The 16,249-nt window shown below is 41.3% G+C and carries 10 protein-coding genes and 1 pseudogene; 3 read left to right on the forward strand and 8 right to left on the reverse strand.

Going from position 1 to position 16,249, the window contains the following annotated elements; all coding sequences use genetic code 11:
• Nucleotides 1-317 precede the first annotated feature (317 nt).
• Together rne and PSI14_RS13715 are read left to right on the forward strand one after the other, a co-directional pair.
• Nucleotides 318-3,602: a ribonuclease E gene (rne, locus tag PSI14_RS13710; protein WP_273576415.1), complete on the forward strand. Its 3,285-nt coding sequence runs from the start codon at nt 318-320 to the stop codon at nt 3,600-3,602.
• Nucleotides 3,603-3,778: 176 nt separating this feature from the next.
• A pseudogene (locus PSI14_RS13715) lies at nt 3,779-4,402 on the forward strand (SDR family oxidoreductase).
• Nucleotides 4,403-4,522: 120 nt separating this feature from the next.
• On the opposite strand, the gene tmaR reads toward PSI14_RS13715, so the two are convergent.
• Nucleotides 4,523-4,843: a PTS system regulator TmaR gene (gene tmaR, locus PSI14_RS13720; protein WP_069316200.1), complete on the reverse strand. Its 321-nt coding sequence runs from the start codon at nt 4,841-4,843 to the stop codon at nt 4,523-4,525.
• Nucleotides 4,844-5,355: 512 nt separating this feature from the next.
• Between tmaR and sbcB the strand changes: the two genes are divergently transcribed.
• Entirely contained in the window at nt 5,356-6,786 is a 1,431-nt protein-coding gene (gene sbcB, locus PSI14_RS13725; protein WP_273576416.1) for an exodeoxyribonuclease I, read from the forward strand.
• Between the two features lie 134 nt (nt 6,787-6,920).
• Here sbcB and dld read toward each other — a convergent pair whose 3' ends face one another.
• The 7 genes from dld to PSI14_RS13760 form a co-directional block, all read right to left on the reverse strand.
• Nucleotides 6,921-8,666, reverse strand: coding sequence for a D-lactate dehydrogenase (gene dld / locus PSI14_RS13730; RefSeq protein ID WP_273576417.1), 1,746 nt, complete (start codon nt 8,664-8,666; stop codon nt 6,921-6,923).
• Nucleotides 8,667-8,985: 319 nt separating this feature from the next.
• Nucleotides 8,986-10,362 (reverse strand): APC family permease, encoded by a 1,377-nt coding sequence (locus PSI14_RS13735; protein WP_273576418.1) that lies wholly within the window; start codon nt 10,360-10,362, stop codon nt 8,986-8,988.
• Nucleotides 10,352-10,564, reverse strand: a complete 213-nt coding sequence (locus PSI14_RS13740) for a hypothetical protein (RefSeq protein ID WP_273576419.1) — start codon at nt 10,562-10,564, stop codon at nt 10,352-10,354. The genes PSI14_RS13735 and PSI14_RS13740 overlap by 11 nt, the downstream gene beginning before the upstream one ends.
• A 463-nt stretch (nt 10,565-11,027) precedes the next feature.
• The gene (locus PSI14_RS13745; protein WP_273576420.1) at nt 11,028-12,986 is read right to left on the reverse strand and encodes a ligand-gated channel protein; all 1,959 of its coding nucleotides are present in this window, start codon (nt 12,984-12,986) and stop codon (nt 11,028-11,030) included.
• Nucleotides 12,987-13,144: 158 nt separating this feature from the next.
• Entirely contained in the window at nt 13,145-13,933 is a 789-nt protein-coding gene (locus PSI14_RS13750) for an ABC transporter ATP-binding protein (protein ID WP_273576421.1), read from the reverse strand.
• A complete protein-coding gene (locus PSI14_RS13755; RefSeq protein ID WP_273576422.1) occupies nt 13,930-15,015 on the reverse strand; it encodes a FecCD family ABC transporter permease in 1,086 nt (361 codons plus the stop codon). The genes PSI14_RS13750 and PSI14_RS13755 overlap by 4 nt, the downstream gene beginning before the upstream one ends.
• A gap of 20 nt (nt 15,016-15,035) precedes the next feature.
• Nucleotides 15,036-16,136 (reverse strand): ABC transporter substrate-binding protein, encoded by a 1,101-nt coding sequence (locus PSI14_RS13760; protein WP_306309298.1) that lies wholly within the window; start codon nt 16,134-16,136, stop codon nt 15,036-15,038.
• Nucleotides 16,137-16,249: the final 113 nt, after the last annotated feature.

The following is a 16,249-nucleotide window of genomic DNA, read 5'->3' on the forward strand; positions in this document are numbered from 1 at the left end:
GGATTAAAATTGTTTGTTATCTGCTTGATCGAACAAAAACGCAGCAAATGCATAAGACGTAATGTTTGATTAAGCAATTTATTGGCTGTGGGTGGCAGCTTACTGGATTGGGAAAAATCGATACCTATGCTATTGCAGCATCCCAATAGAGTACTGTATTTAAATGAAATTCAGACTCATCGACAAATAGGCGCCTCTATACAAACGATAGCCGTGAGGCTGGCGGTTTTGTAAAAGACACGAGGCCATCGGTAGCCAGTAGTTCTCCCTCTTTTACTCGCAGCTCTATATTAATGTAAAATAATGAGTAAGTTAGAATGAAAAGAATGTTAATCAACGCAACCCAGCAGGAAGAGTTGCGCGTTGCCCTTGTTGATGGGCAACGTCTTTATGATTTAGATATTGAAAGTCCAGGACACGAGCAGAAAAAGGCAAATATATATAAAGGTAAAATTACTCGAATTGAACCTAGCCTGGAAGCCGCTTTTGTTGATTACGGTGCGGAACGTCATGGTTTCCTGCCCATTAAAGAAATTGCTCGCGAATATTTTCCAAGTAATTATCACTCCCACGGTCGCCCTAACATTAAGGATCTCCTCAAAGAGGGCCAGGAAGTCATCGTCCAAGTTGATAAAGAAGAACGAGGTAATAAAGGCGCCGCTTTAACAACCTTTATCAGTTTGGCTGGTAGCTATCTAGTTCTGATGCCGAATAACCCAAGAGCGGGCGGAATTTCTCGCCGCATTGAGGGAGATGATCGCATCGAATTAAAAGAAGCACTTTCTTCTCTTGAAGTTCCAGAAGGCATGGGACTTATTGTTCGTACCGCAGGTGTAGGCAAATCGGCCGAAGCTTTGCAGGGGGACTTGAACTTCCGTCTGAAACATTGGGAAGCAATCAAAAAAGCCGCAGACAACCATCCCGCTCCATTCCTGATCCATCAGGAAAGTAATGTTATCGTGCGCGCATTCCGTGATTATCTGCGTCCAGACATTGGGGAAATCTTGATTGATAACCCTAAAATTCTTGACTTAGCGCGCCAACACATCACAGCATTGGGACGTCCTGATTTTGCCAGTAAAATCAAACTGTACAGTGGTGAAGTCCCGCTGTTCAGCCATTATCAAATCGAATCGCAAATCGAATCGGCCTTCCAGCGTGAAGTTCGGCTGCCTTCCGGCGGTTCAGTAGTTATCGATACTACTGAAGCCTTGATATCCATCGATATCAACTCATCTCGTTCAACCCGCGGTGGTGATATCGAAGAAACAGCATTTAATACCAACTTGGAAGCCGCTGATGAAATTGCACGTCAATTGCGTCTGCGTGACCTCGGTGGCCTTATTGTTATCGATTTCATTGACATGACCCCAGTGCGTCATCAACGTGAAGTTGAGAACCGACTGCGTGATGCTGTACGTCAAGATCGCGCCCGCATTCAAATCGGCCGAATTTCCCGCTTTGGATTACTGGAGATGTCACGCCAACGTTTAAGTCCATCTCTTGGTGAATCCAGCCACCATGTTTGTCCTCGTTGTAGCGGTACCGGAACTATTCGAGATAACGAATCACTGTCTCTCTCTATTCTTCGCTTAATCGAAGAAGAAGCGCTGAAAGAAAATACGCATCAGGTCCATGCAATTGTTCCTGTGCAAATTGCTTCCTATTTACTGAATGAAAAACGTAAAGCAGTCAGTGCCATTGAGCATCGTCAAGGCGGTGTGGGAGTCATCATTGTTCCAAACGATCAAATGCAAACCCCGCATTTCTCTGTTTTACGTGTACGTAAAGGCGAAGAAATTTCAACTTTGAGCTATTTGCTTCCACAACTGCATGAAGCTGAAATGATAAATGTTCAGGATGATGGTCAGCATGAACGCAAACGTCCAGAGCAACCTGCCATTTCAACTTTTGATCTGCCCGCAGAGACAACTGCATCATCGGTAGCAGAAAAACCAAAAACAAAAGAGAAAAAAGCAGTAGTCAATAATCAGAAACAAACTGAAAAACCAGGCTTGCTCAGTCGATTCTTAAGTGCCCTGAAAAAAATGTTCAGTGGTGAAGAAGAAAAACAGACCCAAGAAAATAGCAAAAAATCTTCTGGTAATGATAATCGCCGTCCATCAGAACGTCGCAACCCACGCCGTCAGAATCAACGTCGCGAACGTAACGAAAATGATGTGCGCAATAACCGTGAGCGTGATGAGCAACGCAAGGGCCGTAATAATGCCCAGCAGAAAAATAATGTTCAAGATAGTACGGTGATAGATAATGAAGCCCGTGAAGCACAGCAGCAGCAACGCCGTGAACAACGAGCTGAACGTCAGCGTCGTCGTCAAGAAGAAAAACGTCAGCAACAATTGGAAGAAAAAGCTCAACAGACAACAAATCAATCCGACATCGTCGAAGAAGAAGTTGAAGAGCGCCAACCAGTTATGCCTCGCCGTCAACGTCGCCAACTTGAGCAAAAAGTACGCATCACTGACGAAGTGAAACAAGAAATTAATGTTGCTGCCTTACCAGCAGTAATTCCGGAACCTGTATCAGCAAACAGCAACAAAGAGACAAAAGCGTCTGTGTCAACCGTTATTGACTCAAGTGCTGAAGCTGCTAACCAACCTGAAATGTCACAAAATACGGTTGCACAAGATGCAGATTCACAAAATTCAGCATCACAAGCCGTTGCACCACAAAACAATGATCAGCAAGATAATACAATGCCGCGTCGTTCCCGTCGTTCCCCACGCCACTTACGTGTCAGTGGTCAGCGTCGTCGCCGCTATCGTGATGAGCGTAATCTAACTCAATCACCAGTACCATTGAAAATGGCTGTAGTATCTCCAGAATTGGCATCAGGCAAAGTGTGGGTTCGCTATCCTGTTACACCTGTGACCATTGCTGAATCTGGAATTCCGGCTTCTGTTGACGTAATTATCGAAACGGTTGAAGAAAAAACTGTCCCTGTACAGCAGGAGAAAGTTATTCTGATACCTTCAATCATAGAAGCAGCGTCAACTACAGTAATACCACAGATTGAAGTAACAGAGCAGAAAGTTGCAATGCAACAAGAAGGCACTGATCATGACAATGCTAAATCTACTATTAATGACACTTCCATCGTAACATCAGTAGAACCGGAATTAGAAAGGCCTAAAGTTTCGGAACCAGAAAACGTGGAACCAGCCATCAACCATGATGAAAAACATCAGTCAGAATTTTTAGGCGATGCAGCACCAAATATCCTCGTATCACATGATTCTGAAGAAATACGTCACACGGCAGATTCCGTTATTGTGACGTCTATAGTCGAACAGGAACATCATGAAGAACAACCAGCTGTCGCAACGGAAATATGCTCTAAGGCAGAGGAAGTTAAAACGGAAAAGACAAAAGTTGTTGAGTCTTCGATTATCGTGGAAAAAAATCATCACGCTTATTCCCCAATGACGAAGGCACCGGCCCCAGATATGGTGACCAAACCTGTTATCATCACTGAATGGCAACGCCCGGCTTATCCATTCTCAGGCAAAGGCGGTGCAGGCGGACATTCTGCAACAAATATTGCAACCTCTGCCATGTCCAAACCGCAGTCATCCGAATAATTAGATATTTTGATTGATTGTAAATCCAAATGGCTCCCAACATCGGGAGCCATTTTTTTACCCTACCCATTACAAAAAACTAATTAGTTTCATTTCTTTCAATCATCGATTCCAATAAACTTGGATAGTTATCATTATCATTTAAAATAGTTAATTTTATGGAGAACTTCCCGTCTATGAAACCTTGGCTAATTTTGGGTGCAGGGAAAGGCGTTGGACGCCATTTGGTCACTATTGCATTAAAACAAAACCGTCCTGTTACCGCTTTAATTCGCAATGCACAACAAGCTGTGGAATTAAGTGCAATAGGCGTTAACGTAATACACGGTGATGCTTGTGACAGAACCAGCATAGAGAAAACGATTGCCCAGGCGGGAGAAAATCCTGTTGTTTTCTCAACTATTGGTGGAGGAGATGCTGATCACTATGGAAACATTGCAATAATAGACGCATTGGAACAAGCGCAAATTTCACGCATGTTATAGTGACATCCATTGGATATGGTAAAAGTTGGAAGACATTATCCGCACGCGCCAAATCATTATTCGGACAATCGGTCAGACACAAATCATTGGCCGAAAGTTATCTGCAAACCAACACACTGGATTTTACAATCATCCACCCCGGTGGCCTTACGAATCAATCTGGGACTGGGCATTACAAACTTTATCAAGAAGAAATTCATGGCATGGTGAGCCGAGAGGATGTAGCAAAGTAATTGGTGCAACTGTCTGAAGATGAACAATCTTAACCAGATTTATGCCTTAGTTGATCCAGAACTCAAGCCTCACGGGAGCTAAGTTTTACTGACACCAAAAGGCAACCACGCCTAATGGCGTGGTTAAGTACCAGTTCAAATTGGAATTACTCTTTTTTAAATAATCACCTTTTTGAACAGTGACATTTTCAATAACTAAAACTTACTTGACTCCACCATCCATCGCTTTGAGTTTTTTAGATAACTCACGACGTTCTTTAGATAGCTCAGCATTTTTGATGATATATTCATCAACACGCTCTTCATAATCACTGCGCATGTGAGCAATAATCCCTTGAATATCTTCAACCGACATTCCCGGCTTTATGTAATCGCTCAGATTATCGAGCAGGAGTACACGTTTTTGGTTATCTCGAACCTTCTTCTCATTGTCTACAATTTCGCGCTGTAATTTGTTTTTGCGACGAAATATACGCACAAACTCCAGTACATTGTGGAATGTTGGTTTATTTGTGTTATCCATTTTTCATACCTTTTTAATCAGACCGATAATTTCTTATGCTAACTACACAATACAATTTCAAGCAATGCATAGACAAGTCAGTTTCAACAATTTATTGATGCAAACTACTTTCCAGAAATATTTCTTAATCAAATTTCTTTTTCTCCACACCTGAAATCCAATAACTATCACTGCTATGGTAAGTTTGAATCTTGGCCGCCATGCGAATTGCTTCGCATAAATTTAGAAACGATGATACATCCTTGAGCGTTTCTTGTAGTGTCGGAAGTACTTTTCCAATAATTCAGATTCGTCATAATATGGTTTACCATGTATAACACGTGATTTAGTGTCATTGAGAGTCATCGTTTTTGATGCGCACTTCGTATATAAACTTGATAGGCATCCTTGATCTGGATTTAACTAAGCAAAAAATATGCCTAGCAATAGAATTGGATAAATTTAACACCAATGGAAACATAATCCATTGATTAGTAATAATAAAAGTTAGCGATAATGGAGAGTACACAATCTTGAATACCAGTAAAGAAAACCAAAGTTTCTACTTTCACGACTATGAAACGTTTGGTAAGCATCCGGCCCTAGATCGTCCTGCACAATTTGCGGGAGTTCGCACTGATAGTGATTTCAATATCATTGAAGAGCCTTTAGTGGTGTATTGTGCTCCCGCTGACGATTATCTTCCCGATCCTGAAGCTGTCATGATCACAGGCATTACACCTCAATTGGCATTGAAAAAAGGGGTCAACGAAGCTGAATTTTCCCGGCAAATTCATGAAGCATTCAGCAAATCCAATACATGTATTCTTGGCTATAATAATATTCGTTTTGATGACGAGGTCAGCCGTAATATCTTCTATCGTAATTTTTACGATCCTTATGCCTATAGCTGGCAAAAAGGCAACTCCCGCTGGGATTTGCTCGATGTATTACGCGCCTGCTATGCCCTGCGTCCGGAAGGCATTGTCTGGCCTGAAAATGAGGATGGATTGCCTAGCTTCAAACTGGAACATCTGACAAAAGCCAACGGAGTTGAGCATACTCATGCTCATGATGCCATGTCCGATGTTTACGCCACTATTGCAATGGCAAAATTGGTGAAAAAAGCCCAACCTAAACTGTTCGATTATTTTTTTCAGTTGAGAAATAAACAAAAAGTCAGCAATCAAATTGATATCCCACAAATGAAACCTCTGGTTCATGTATCGGGCATGTTCGGCACTCTGCGCAGCAATATTAGCCTGATTGCCCCTTTGGCATGGCATCCAAGTAACCGTAATGCAATCATCATGTACGATCTGGCTGGTGATGTTTCTCCACTTCTGGAACTCAGCGCAGATGAATTACGTGAACGCCTGTATACTCGACGGGATAAATTACAGCCAGACCAAAGTCCGGTGCCAATTAAACTAGTACATATTAATAAATGTCCAATCATTGCGCCTGAAAATACCTTGCGTCCAAAAGATGCAGAGCGAGTTGGACTAGATCGCAACCAGTGTGAGCAAAATTTGGCTATTTTGCGCAATCACTCACAAATTAGAGAAAAGGTCGTTGAACTGTTTTCTCATCCAGAAGAATTTCCGGAATCTGATAATATCGATACCAAATTATACAGCGGCTTTTTCAGTGATGCTGACAAAACTGCTATGGAAATTATCAGAGAAACCTCCCCCCAAAACTTGCCAGCCTTGGATCTAACGTTCCAAGATGCACGTATTAAGCCACTATTATTCCGCTATCGTGCAAGAAATTATCCAGCAACACTGGATCATGACGAACAACAACGCTGGCTGCGACATCGCCAAGATATGTTAACACAGGAAAATATCAGCCAATATCTTGCAGCTATTGAAGGGCTTTTTGTTGAATATCAGTCTGATGAAGAAAAATGCCGCCAGTTAAAAACACTGGTTGATTATGCCATTCAAATAGCTGGATAAAACCCTATATAAGTTCTATATCCAATAAATTTCAAGTTGCAACCTGAACGATAAAGAGAATATTTGTTTAAAAAAGAAAAAGACCAACATTGATGTTATGTCTTTTTCTTTTTTTGCTCCATCATGAACGCAAGCTAATCATTTTTATTTTCAGTAAGTTGGCAATTACATCCTCCCCCCCAATTTTTCAGCTTGGAAGTTTTACCAATCCCCGGATTTAAAGTATTAGTTGGATCAGTCAGTTGATAGAAGCGCTTAAGCTGTGGTTTAGCTTTATACAAGTGACCAACATTATGTTCGGCAGGATATTCCGCGCCTCGCTGATCCAAAATCTCCAGCATTTTTGTTTTCAACGCATGGACATCTGTACCTTTTTTAACGATATAATCCTGATGGAAGACATAACACATAAAATGTCCATAATATAGCCGGTGAACTAACGCTTCATTGATTTCGGCAGGCAAAGTTTCAAACCACTCACGATCATTACGGCGCAAAGCGATATCCAATGCCAAAATATCTTCAACTTCATTACTGTGAACAGCTTGATAACGAATGGCTGCCCCGGCGGCGGCAAAACGATGTAAGAATGCTTTCGCTCCCTCTTCAGAGGAGCAAACAAAATACTCTCCATCAGCTTGCTTAAAATAACTTTCCAGCCACTCACTCGCCTCTTTTATGCCTTCACCTGACATTTTCAGCATCAAATGATGTTCAAAGCGGTTTCGATATTCTTTCAGGCGAGTGGGTAAATGGGAAGGTAACAAACGGCTCAGCCCTTGAATGATACGATCTGTCAGATGTGATGGCAAAAATGGCACTTTGCCTAATGTGGCATCGACTCGTCCTTTCAGGTTGAAAAACATTGGCATTTTATCTGTGCCCAGTTTATCAATCATAATGAAGGTGTCTTTCCCATATATTTCTGCGATATCAAATATATCCCGATGCATGTATTCCCCAGCGACTGGCAAGTGCTGGAAATTTGATAGAATATGACGTCGCAATTCTGTCAATACTTTCGATTGGTTAGTGCCGATATAAAAAACCTGAGAAGATGTCTCTGCCGGAAAAGTATCAAGACGGACCGCAAAAACAACCAATTTCCCCGCACAACCCGAGGCTTCAAATAGCCTGCGCTCATCAGCATTAAACCTTGATGGCGTATCTGCATCTACATTTCGGATGCGCTGTGAATACTCATGATCAGAAGCGACTCTATCATCATGCTGAATATCTTCGGTTCGGTAACGTTGTTCTTCCAGACAAGCTAAAATATCTTCAGGCTGATCACCCAACGATATTCCCAAGTGGTTAATCAGTTCAGCTTCTCCTTTTTCATTGACTCGGCCATAGAGCGCCATTTCAGTATAAGCGGGTCCCCGCTGAACCAAAGAACCCCCTGAATTGTTGCAAATCCCACCAATAACGGATGCGCCAATACAGGATGAACCAATAACTGAATGTGGTTCACGTCCCAATGGTTTCAATACCTTCTCTAAATGCCACAATGTACTGCCAGGGAATGCAATAACTTGATTCGTTGATTGAAGAATCTGAATTTTATCCATTCGTAAGGTACTGATAATAATGATATCACGGTCATAATCATTGCCACTCGGTGTCGATCCTTCCGTTAACCCAGTATTGGCTGCCTGCATCAAAATGATTTTGTCAGCCTCAACACAGGCTTTGAAGACTTTCCACAGCTCCAATAATGAACCCGGAAATACAACCGCAAGGGCATTTCCTTGTCCGGAACGAAAACCTTTTCGGTAACGTTCCGTTTTTCTAGGTTCAATCAGGATATGAGAGGGTTCAACAATATTCATGAGAGTGGCGATTAATCGCTGATTCTGAGGATTTTTAGCATCATTCATAATAATTCTCTTACCTTACTAGAGCCAGACAGACCAGCTCTTAATGAAATCAGGCATGGCTAATTTACCGTTTATTATATGATGTCTTTTGGTAATATCTGTATGATTTATACTCTTTTTTCATTTCAAGTAAAAATCCACCTTCATAGAAAGCCATATTGATTGTGCCCCAAACGGACGCGTAAAAAACTAAAAACCCTGAGATGTATTTCAACTCAGGTAAAACATAAAATAAAATAGCACCCGAAGGTGCTGTTTTAAAACCAAACTTTCAATTTTGATTTGCTGATTTTTAGCAATAATCTGAACCGCTTTCTGACTATGATTCAGTAAACTGTGGCAGTGGTTGACGGAAGCTACGAGTCAGGAAAAACATGTAAAGAAGACCAATACTTCCCCAAATCAAACCTAATTCCATAGAGTTTACTTCCAAATTCATCCACAAAACACCCACTGTCGCAGCACCAAGAAGTGGTAATATCAAGAAGTTCAAGGTGTCTTTCAATGTATTATTGCGACGTTCACGAATATAGAATTGAGAAATCACCGATAAGTTCACAAACGTAAATGCAACCAATGCACCAAAATTAATCAGTGCCGTTGCAGTCACCAGATTCAACCAACCTGCGGATAAAGCAATAATGCCAACCAATATCACGTTAATTGATGGAGTACGCCATTTAGGGTGAATATAAGCAAATACTTTTTCAGGTAATACACCATCACGCCCCATTACATAGAGCAGACGAGATACACCTGCATGTGCAGCCATACCAGAAGCCATCACAGTTACACAGGAAAACACCAAAATAATCGATTGAAATAGTGCTCCTGCAACATACAGCATAATTTCTGGCTGAGATTCATCAGGGTTTTTAAACCGAGAAATATCAGGGAAATAGAGCTGTAAGAAATAAGATACAGCAATGAAGATAACACCACCAATTAATGCAGTCAGGAAAATCGCTTTCGGAATAACCTTTTCTGCATTAGGTGTTTCTTCAGATAAAGAACTAATACCATCAAACCCGAGGAAAGAGAAACAAAGTATCGTCGCTCCGGTTATCATTGGAATCAATTTTGCTTCTTCCGACGTAAACGGTCGCATACTGAACAAAGTGCCAGCACCTTCCCCGCTATGTACGCCATACATTAAGAAACCGACAAATGCCACTATGACAGCAACTTGCACAACCACAATCAGGCCATTAAGGTTTGCTACAACGTTAATACCACTCAGGTTGAACACTGTCATCAATACTGCCAAACCAGCCACAAAGATCCAAGGATCAATGCCTGGGAAAATGGCTTGAAGATAAATTTTTGCCAGCAAGATATTGATCATCGGCATAAGCAGATAATCCAGTAAAGACGACCAACCTACCATAAACCCAAGATGGGGATTCATTGATTTTTGTACGTATGTGTAGGCGGAACCTGCTGATGGGAAACGTTTTACTAATTTTCCATAACTTAAAGCTGTAAATAAAATTGCGGTCAATGCGATAGCATAAGATGTCGCAACATGTCCATCCGTCAATTTGGAAACTATGCCAAAAGTATCAAAAATAGTCATTGGCTGCATGTACGCAAGCCCCATCATGACGACTTGAAACAGAGTCAATGTTCTTCTCAATTGAACGCGATTGCTGGTACTGGTTTGGTTAGTACCGAGAGAGATTGAATTATGCGACATGAGCGAAACCTCCCATAACTTCGATCTGGGTACTGATACAACTACTTAATCGATAGTTACTGGGTAGACTTCGCATCTGTCTATAGACAGAAAAGAAAGAAGAATTAAAAGATGGTGAACTGACAGAGGGAGATGCCCCATAGTCATCGTTGCAGCAACGAGCGCCAATTGGCACAAGTGCAAAAGAAAATAATTGCTCCATATTTGCATTCCTCAGTACAGCAACCTCGTTTCAATTATGGTTGCTTATGGTCAGTATCGATCCGGAACAGAATCCGGCCTCTTGGTGTTGTAAAAAATAACTCAAAGCAAAAAAAATAACTGGTGCATATTTACACACCAGTTATTTTTAGTGCACGCATTTTGCCCTTCAAGTCCAGAAATAGCAAGCCCACGACACTAAAAATTTATTATTTTTTACGACACTACAAAGCCTTATAAAATAAGCTCTTACTGAGTTTGTGCTCAAGCCTAACGCCTTCATATCCGTTGATTGGCCTTTGGTTGTTTTTTAGCACAGAGGAGAACTATTTGCCATCGAGTTATGAATATTTTGATAGCAAAAAAAATCACCCCGTCACCACAGAATTGATGACGGGATGATTTTATATGATGTCTAAATGTTATGTATAACGACTAATATTAATAAAAAAGTGAAATATTAGTTAAAAGTCATAATTAATGCCGATATTGTAACGGCGACCATCCAGGACTGCATCATGGCTTTCTTCAGTTACTCGTTTGTCAAAAACGTTATAGACCCCACCTAACAAGCGTAGGTTTTTAGCCAAATTATAAGTCACCCCTAGATCAACAAAAGTATAAGAAGGGGTTCCATCTCTCATACTAGAGCGATATTGATAATTTTTTGTTTTACTGCGGAAATTAATACGAGTCCACGTATCCAACTTGGATAACGGCTGCCAGTTCAAGGTTGCATTCGCCATATGTGTTGGCATTTTATTTAATGGTTGACCTTTGAACTTACCGCTTTTTTGCTCAGAATTAGTATAAGTATAGTTTGCTGCCAATGACAAATTTTCAACAATATCCCAATTCAGGGTCGTTTCGATACCTCGAATATTAGCCTTATCAACATTTATACGTTTGTTAATAAAATCATAATCGTCACCACCCAGTTTACAACCTTTGTCGCAATATCCAATTTCTGTGATTTTATCTTTAAAATTAGTATTAAAGATAGTTACACCAACATTAAAGTTTTCTTGATTATTCCAGATAATACTAATTTCTTCATTAATACTTTTTTCTGGCTTGAGATCTGAATTCCCTAAGATCATTCCTTTGCTAAAACGCCCACCTGTTGTCTGTCCCCAGTTAGGAGCAACTTGTCTTATATCAGGAGAACGATAACCTGTAGAAACCCCTCCCTTAATCGTCCACTGCTCATCAGAGTGCCATACTCCATATAGGCGAGGTGTCCAATGCATTCCGAAATTTTGATCTTTATCTAACCGAACTCCACCAGTCAGAGCAAAATCATTAACCATTTGCCATTCGTCTTCTAGAACTAACGCCCAACTCCAGCGAGTTAACTTATTAACATCTTTAGCTGAAGGTAGTTTATTGCTATTGTCTCGTAAATCCTCATAACGATATTGGCCGCCAATGCTTACTGTATGGTCATCGAATACTAGTGTCGTATGGTTATTAAATACCGTGTCATTGTTTGTCATATCACGTTCAGGATTACGAGCCTCATCTCTTTGAATATAAGAGGTCGTCGTGCCAAAATCATAAATACCATGATGAGTAATAGCGTAATTATTACGTTTATAACGGCTTATATCATTATCACAAGATTTTGGCTGGCAATCACGAGTCTTGCCAATCGTTGAATCTCGATCTTGTTCATAGCGGCCAGCTTCAAAAGTAAAAGCATTTTGCTCATCTGGAGTTAAGGAGAAAGCTATCGCTCCGTTGCGCATTTCTTGCTCTCTAAATCCCCCTGAAAATTTATCTTCATCACGATGCGAATATGAGCCATTTACTCTCAATCCCAACAATCCATCAATGACCGGGCCTGCTGCATAAATACTATTCTGGTAACTGTTACCAGAATCTTTACTTTCAGTTAGGGTAGCATCTGCTCTCAGGCTTAAATGCCATTCCTTCTGAGCCTTACGAGTAATAACATTAATCACACCGCCCATAGCATCAGAACCATATAGAGAAGACATAGGTCCTCTCACTACCTCAATACGCTCAATTGCAGTCAGCGGAGGTAACCATCCTTGTTCAATTCCCGAACCATCACTATTCGGACGAGTGTTACGCGTATCAACACGCTTACCATCAACTAGGATCATGGTATATTTTGAAGCCATACCACGAATACTGATATCACTGCTACTACCACCACCAGTAACAACCACGCCCGGTACATCTTTCAATGCATCCGTTACATCACGGTAGGCTTTAGTTTCCAGTTGTTCACGGCTGACAACTGAAATAGAAGCTGGTGCATCTTCAATCTTTTGCTGGAACCCCGCCGCTGTAGTGACAATAATTTTATCTTCACTATTATTAGCAGCCAAAACAGTGCTGGACGAAATAGCAGCAATAATACCTAATACAATTTTTTTCTTTGCAAAAACAGCCATTCCCGATTCTCCGAAAGGTAGAATAGAATTATTTAAATTAATATGGGTAACCAACACGCGTCCACAGCACAGGGATAACTAATTATCCCTGTCAGGGTTGTATTTATTAAATTAGTTATACTTTAATTTTAATAAATTGATTTATAACTTTTATTATTCTAACTCACTAATTCTGTCACTAAACCATCAATTAGTACTTGAGGTACTCCCTGAGAACAATGTTCAATTCGGCCTTTAATACCATACACTTCCGCCAAACTACCTGAAGTAATAACTTGTTCAGGTGTACCTTCGGAAATTAAATTACCTTTTTTTAGCATTAATACATGGTCGCCATGACGTAATGCGATATTAATATCGTGGACAACAACAATCGTAATAATATTGCGACGACGCGTTTCACGTGCAACTAAATCCATTACATGATATTGGTAATTTAAATCCAATGCGCTTAATGGTTCATCTAATAATAATAATGTCGGACGGCGGATTAATGATTGAGCCAACCCAACCAACTGCTTCTGACCACCAGACAATTGGTCCAGATAACTGAGCGCTAAATGCTCAATACCGAGCTGGCGCAATAGTTCCATGACTTCTTGTTCACATTGGCTACTGCCCACACCACCTGATGCTCGTTGAGCAACGATAACCGACTCCAATACATGAAGATGCACACCTGCCGGTAATGATTGAGGTAAATAAACCACATTTTGAGCACGTTGGGCAAAATTCATCTTCATCAGATCCTGCCCATCCAACAGCAGTTCACCGCTGGCTTTATTCAATCCCGCCAGTGAACGCAGGAGTGTTGATTTACCGCAACCATTCGGCCCCAACAATACGGTGATTTGACCACGTGGTAATAGATTAATATCCAGATTTTCAATCACAGGGTGCTTCGAATATCCCGTCGTCAAGCGATTGATTTTTAGTCCCTGGTTCATACATTCCCCCTATGGCGTAAAACAATGCTCAGGAAGAAAGGCACACCGACCAGCGATGTTACGATCCCAACGGGAATGATAACGCCCGGGATCAGGTTTTTAGAGGCGATGGAAGCCATTGATAAAACCAATGCACCAATCAATGCACTCGCAGGCAGGAAGAAACGGTGATCTTCACCAAACATCATTCTGGCGATATGAGGTGCCACCAATCCAATAAAAGCAATCGGGCCAACAAATGCAACCGCCAATGCCGTCAGGATACTGATACGCAACAATGTTCCCAAACGAAGGCGACTAATATTGATACCAAAGCTGATCGCGCGATCTTCTCCCAGACGTAAGGCGGTCAACTTCCAAGAATTACTCATTGAGATAGGCATAATGACCGAGAAAACTAACATCATAATGCCCAGTTTTTCCCATGTCGCTCTACCCAAGCTACCCATTGTCCAAAAAACCAACCCTTGTAAGGTATCTTCCGTAGCGATAAATTGCATCATCGAAACTAACGCATTGAAGGTAAATACCATCGCAATGCCGAACAATACAACGCCTGAGGTTGCAACTCTTGTCCAACGGGTAACGCCATCAAGCATGAGGGCAGCCAATAACGCAAAGAGAAAAGCATTTGCAGAAATAAACCACTGATCAGGTATTCCCGGAATACCAATTCCAAGCACAATAGCCAATGCTGCACCAAAAGAAGCGGCATTGGAAACCCCCAACGTAAATGGGCTAGCCAGTGGGTTATTCAGGATTGTCTGCATTTCAGCGCCAGCCAATCCAAGCGATAGGCCGATCACTACCGCCATCAGGGTATAGGGTAATCGAATATCCCAAACAATCACCCGGGTTGCTGTGTTAACACTTTCTGGCGAAACCAGTGTTTGCCAGAGGGTTTGCAGTGATAACCCTGATGGTCCCATTGTAAAATCCAATACAACAGAGATGCCAATCACCAATACGATGAATAATATCCATGCAATACGTCGGCGCAGGATATGACGATAATGTGCTTTTATATCGCAATCACTTAATTGCTGTTTCACCTTTGGCATAGGCTCGGTAGTGACACTCATTTTTTATTACCTATTACTGCTTATTTCTCGCTGACCCAATATGTTCCTACCGGTTCAATAGCCAAGAATTTATTATGAAGCTCTTTCAACGTTTGTTGCGGATCTAAATCGGCAAATTTTTCAGGATAGAACCATTTAGCAAAAACCTGAGTAACAACAACGTTATAAGGAGAGTTGTAGTAGTGATGCCAGATAGCATGGCTACGCCCTTCTTTCACGGCAGTTAGGTTATTGATGCCTGTACGTTCAGTAATTGTTTTCAGGCCAGCACGGGCAATATCGGCTGAAGTCTTAGCTCCCATTCGAATCCCTTCACTTTTATCATTTGGATCTTGTGCACCACTTGCGATGTAAATATAAGGATCGTCAGCAATGACTTTTTCCAGATTCATTGTACCCAATGGGGAAGGCAGTACTTCTTTGGCAATATTCTTGCCCCCAGCCAGATCAATGAAGTTCCCCATGTTACCGTTACCTGCCGTACCACAGCAATCTTCACTAGAACCAGCTCTCAATTCAATAAATACAGAAGGTTTCTCAGCATCCGGTATGCGAGTAGTAATATCGGTTACCAGTTTTTGATTTTTCTCGTAAAAATCAGCGTAAGCATTAGCCTGTTCTTCACGATGCAGAATTTTGCCCAACATACGAATGCTAGGTAATGTATTTTTCAAAGGATCATTGCGGAAATCGACAAAAACAACGGGTACACCCGCTTTTTCCAACTGTTTCACCAACTCGCTGTTTTTTCCAGGCCCATGTCCAGACAAACCAAAAATAGCGACATCAGGGTTGAGTGTAAGTACTTTTTCAGAGCTGACACTATCAGCGCTAGTATTACCAATCAGGGGGATATTATCGATTTCAGGAAATTTAGCTTTATAAATAGCGTAAGTTTGTGGGTCTAGTTTGCGGAAATCACCTTGCCAGCCAGCGATACGAGCCAGAGGTTTATCCCCTTCCAATATTGCAACAGAATGGAACAGACGACCTTCACCCAATAAGATACGGTTGACTTTCTCAGGCACCTCAACAGTACGTCCAGCAACATCAGTGACTGTTTCAGCCCAAGATGCAAAACTTGCCATCATGGCAGAACCCGCCATTAGACTGATACTCATACTTTTCACGACTGCTCGAAATACAAACTTCACTTTAGTTAGCCTCTTCATACAACAATTGTGGCGCTAACAATAAAGCAAATAAGAATACTTATCAATGCGATTGAGGTGAT

The organism is Xenorhabdus anantnagensis (genome assembly GCF_028598555.1).
GTDB classification, from domain to species: Bacteria; Pseudomonadota; Gammaproteobacteria; order Enterobacterales; family Enterobacteriaceae; genus Xenorhabdus; species Xenorhabdus anantnagensis.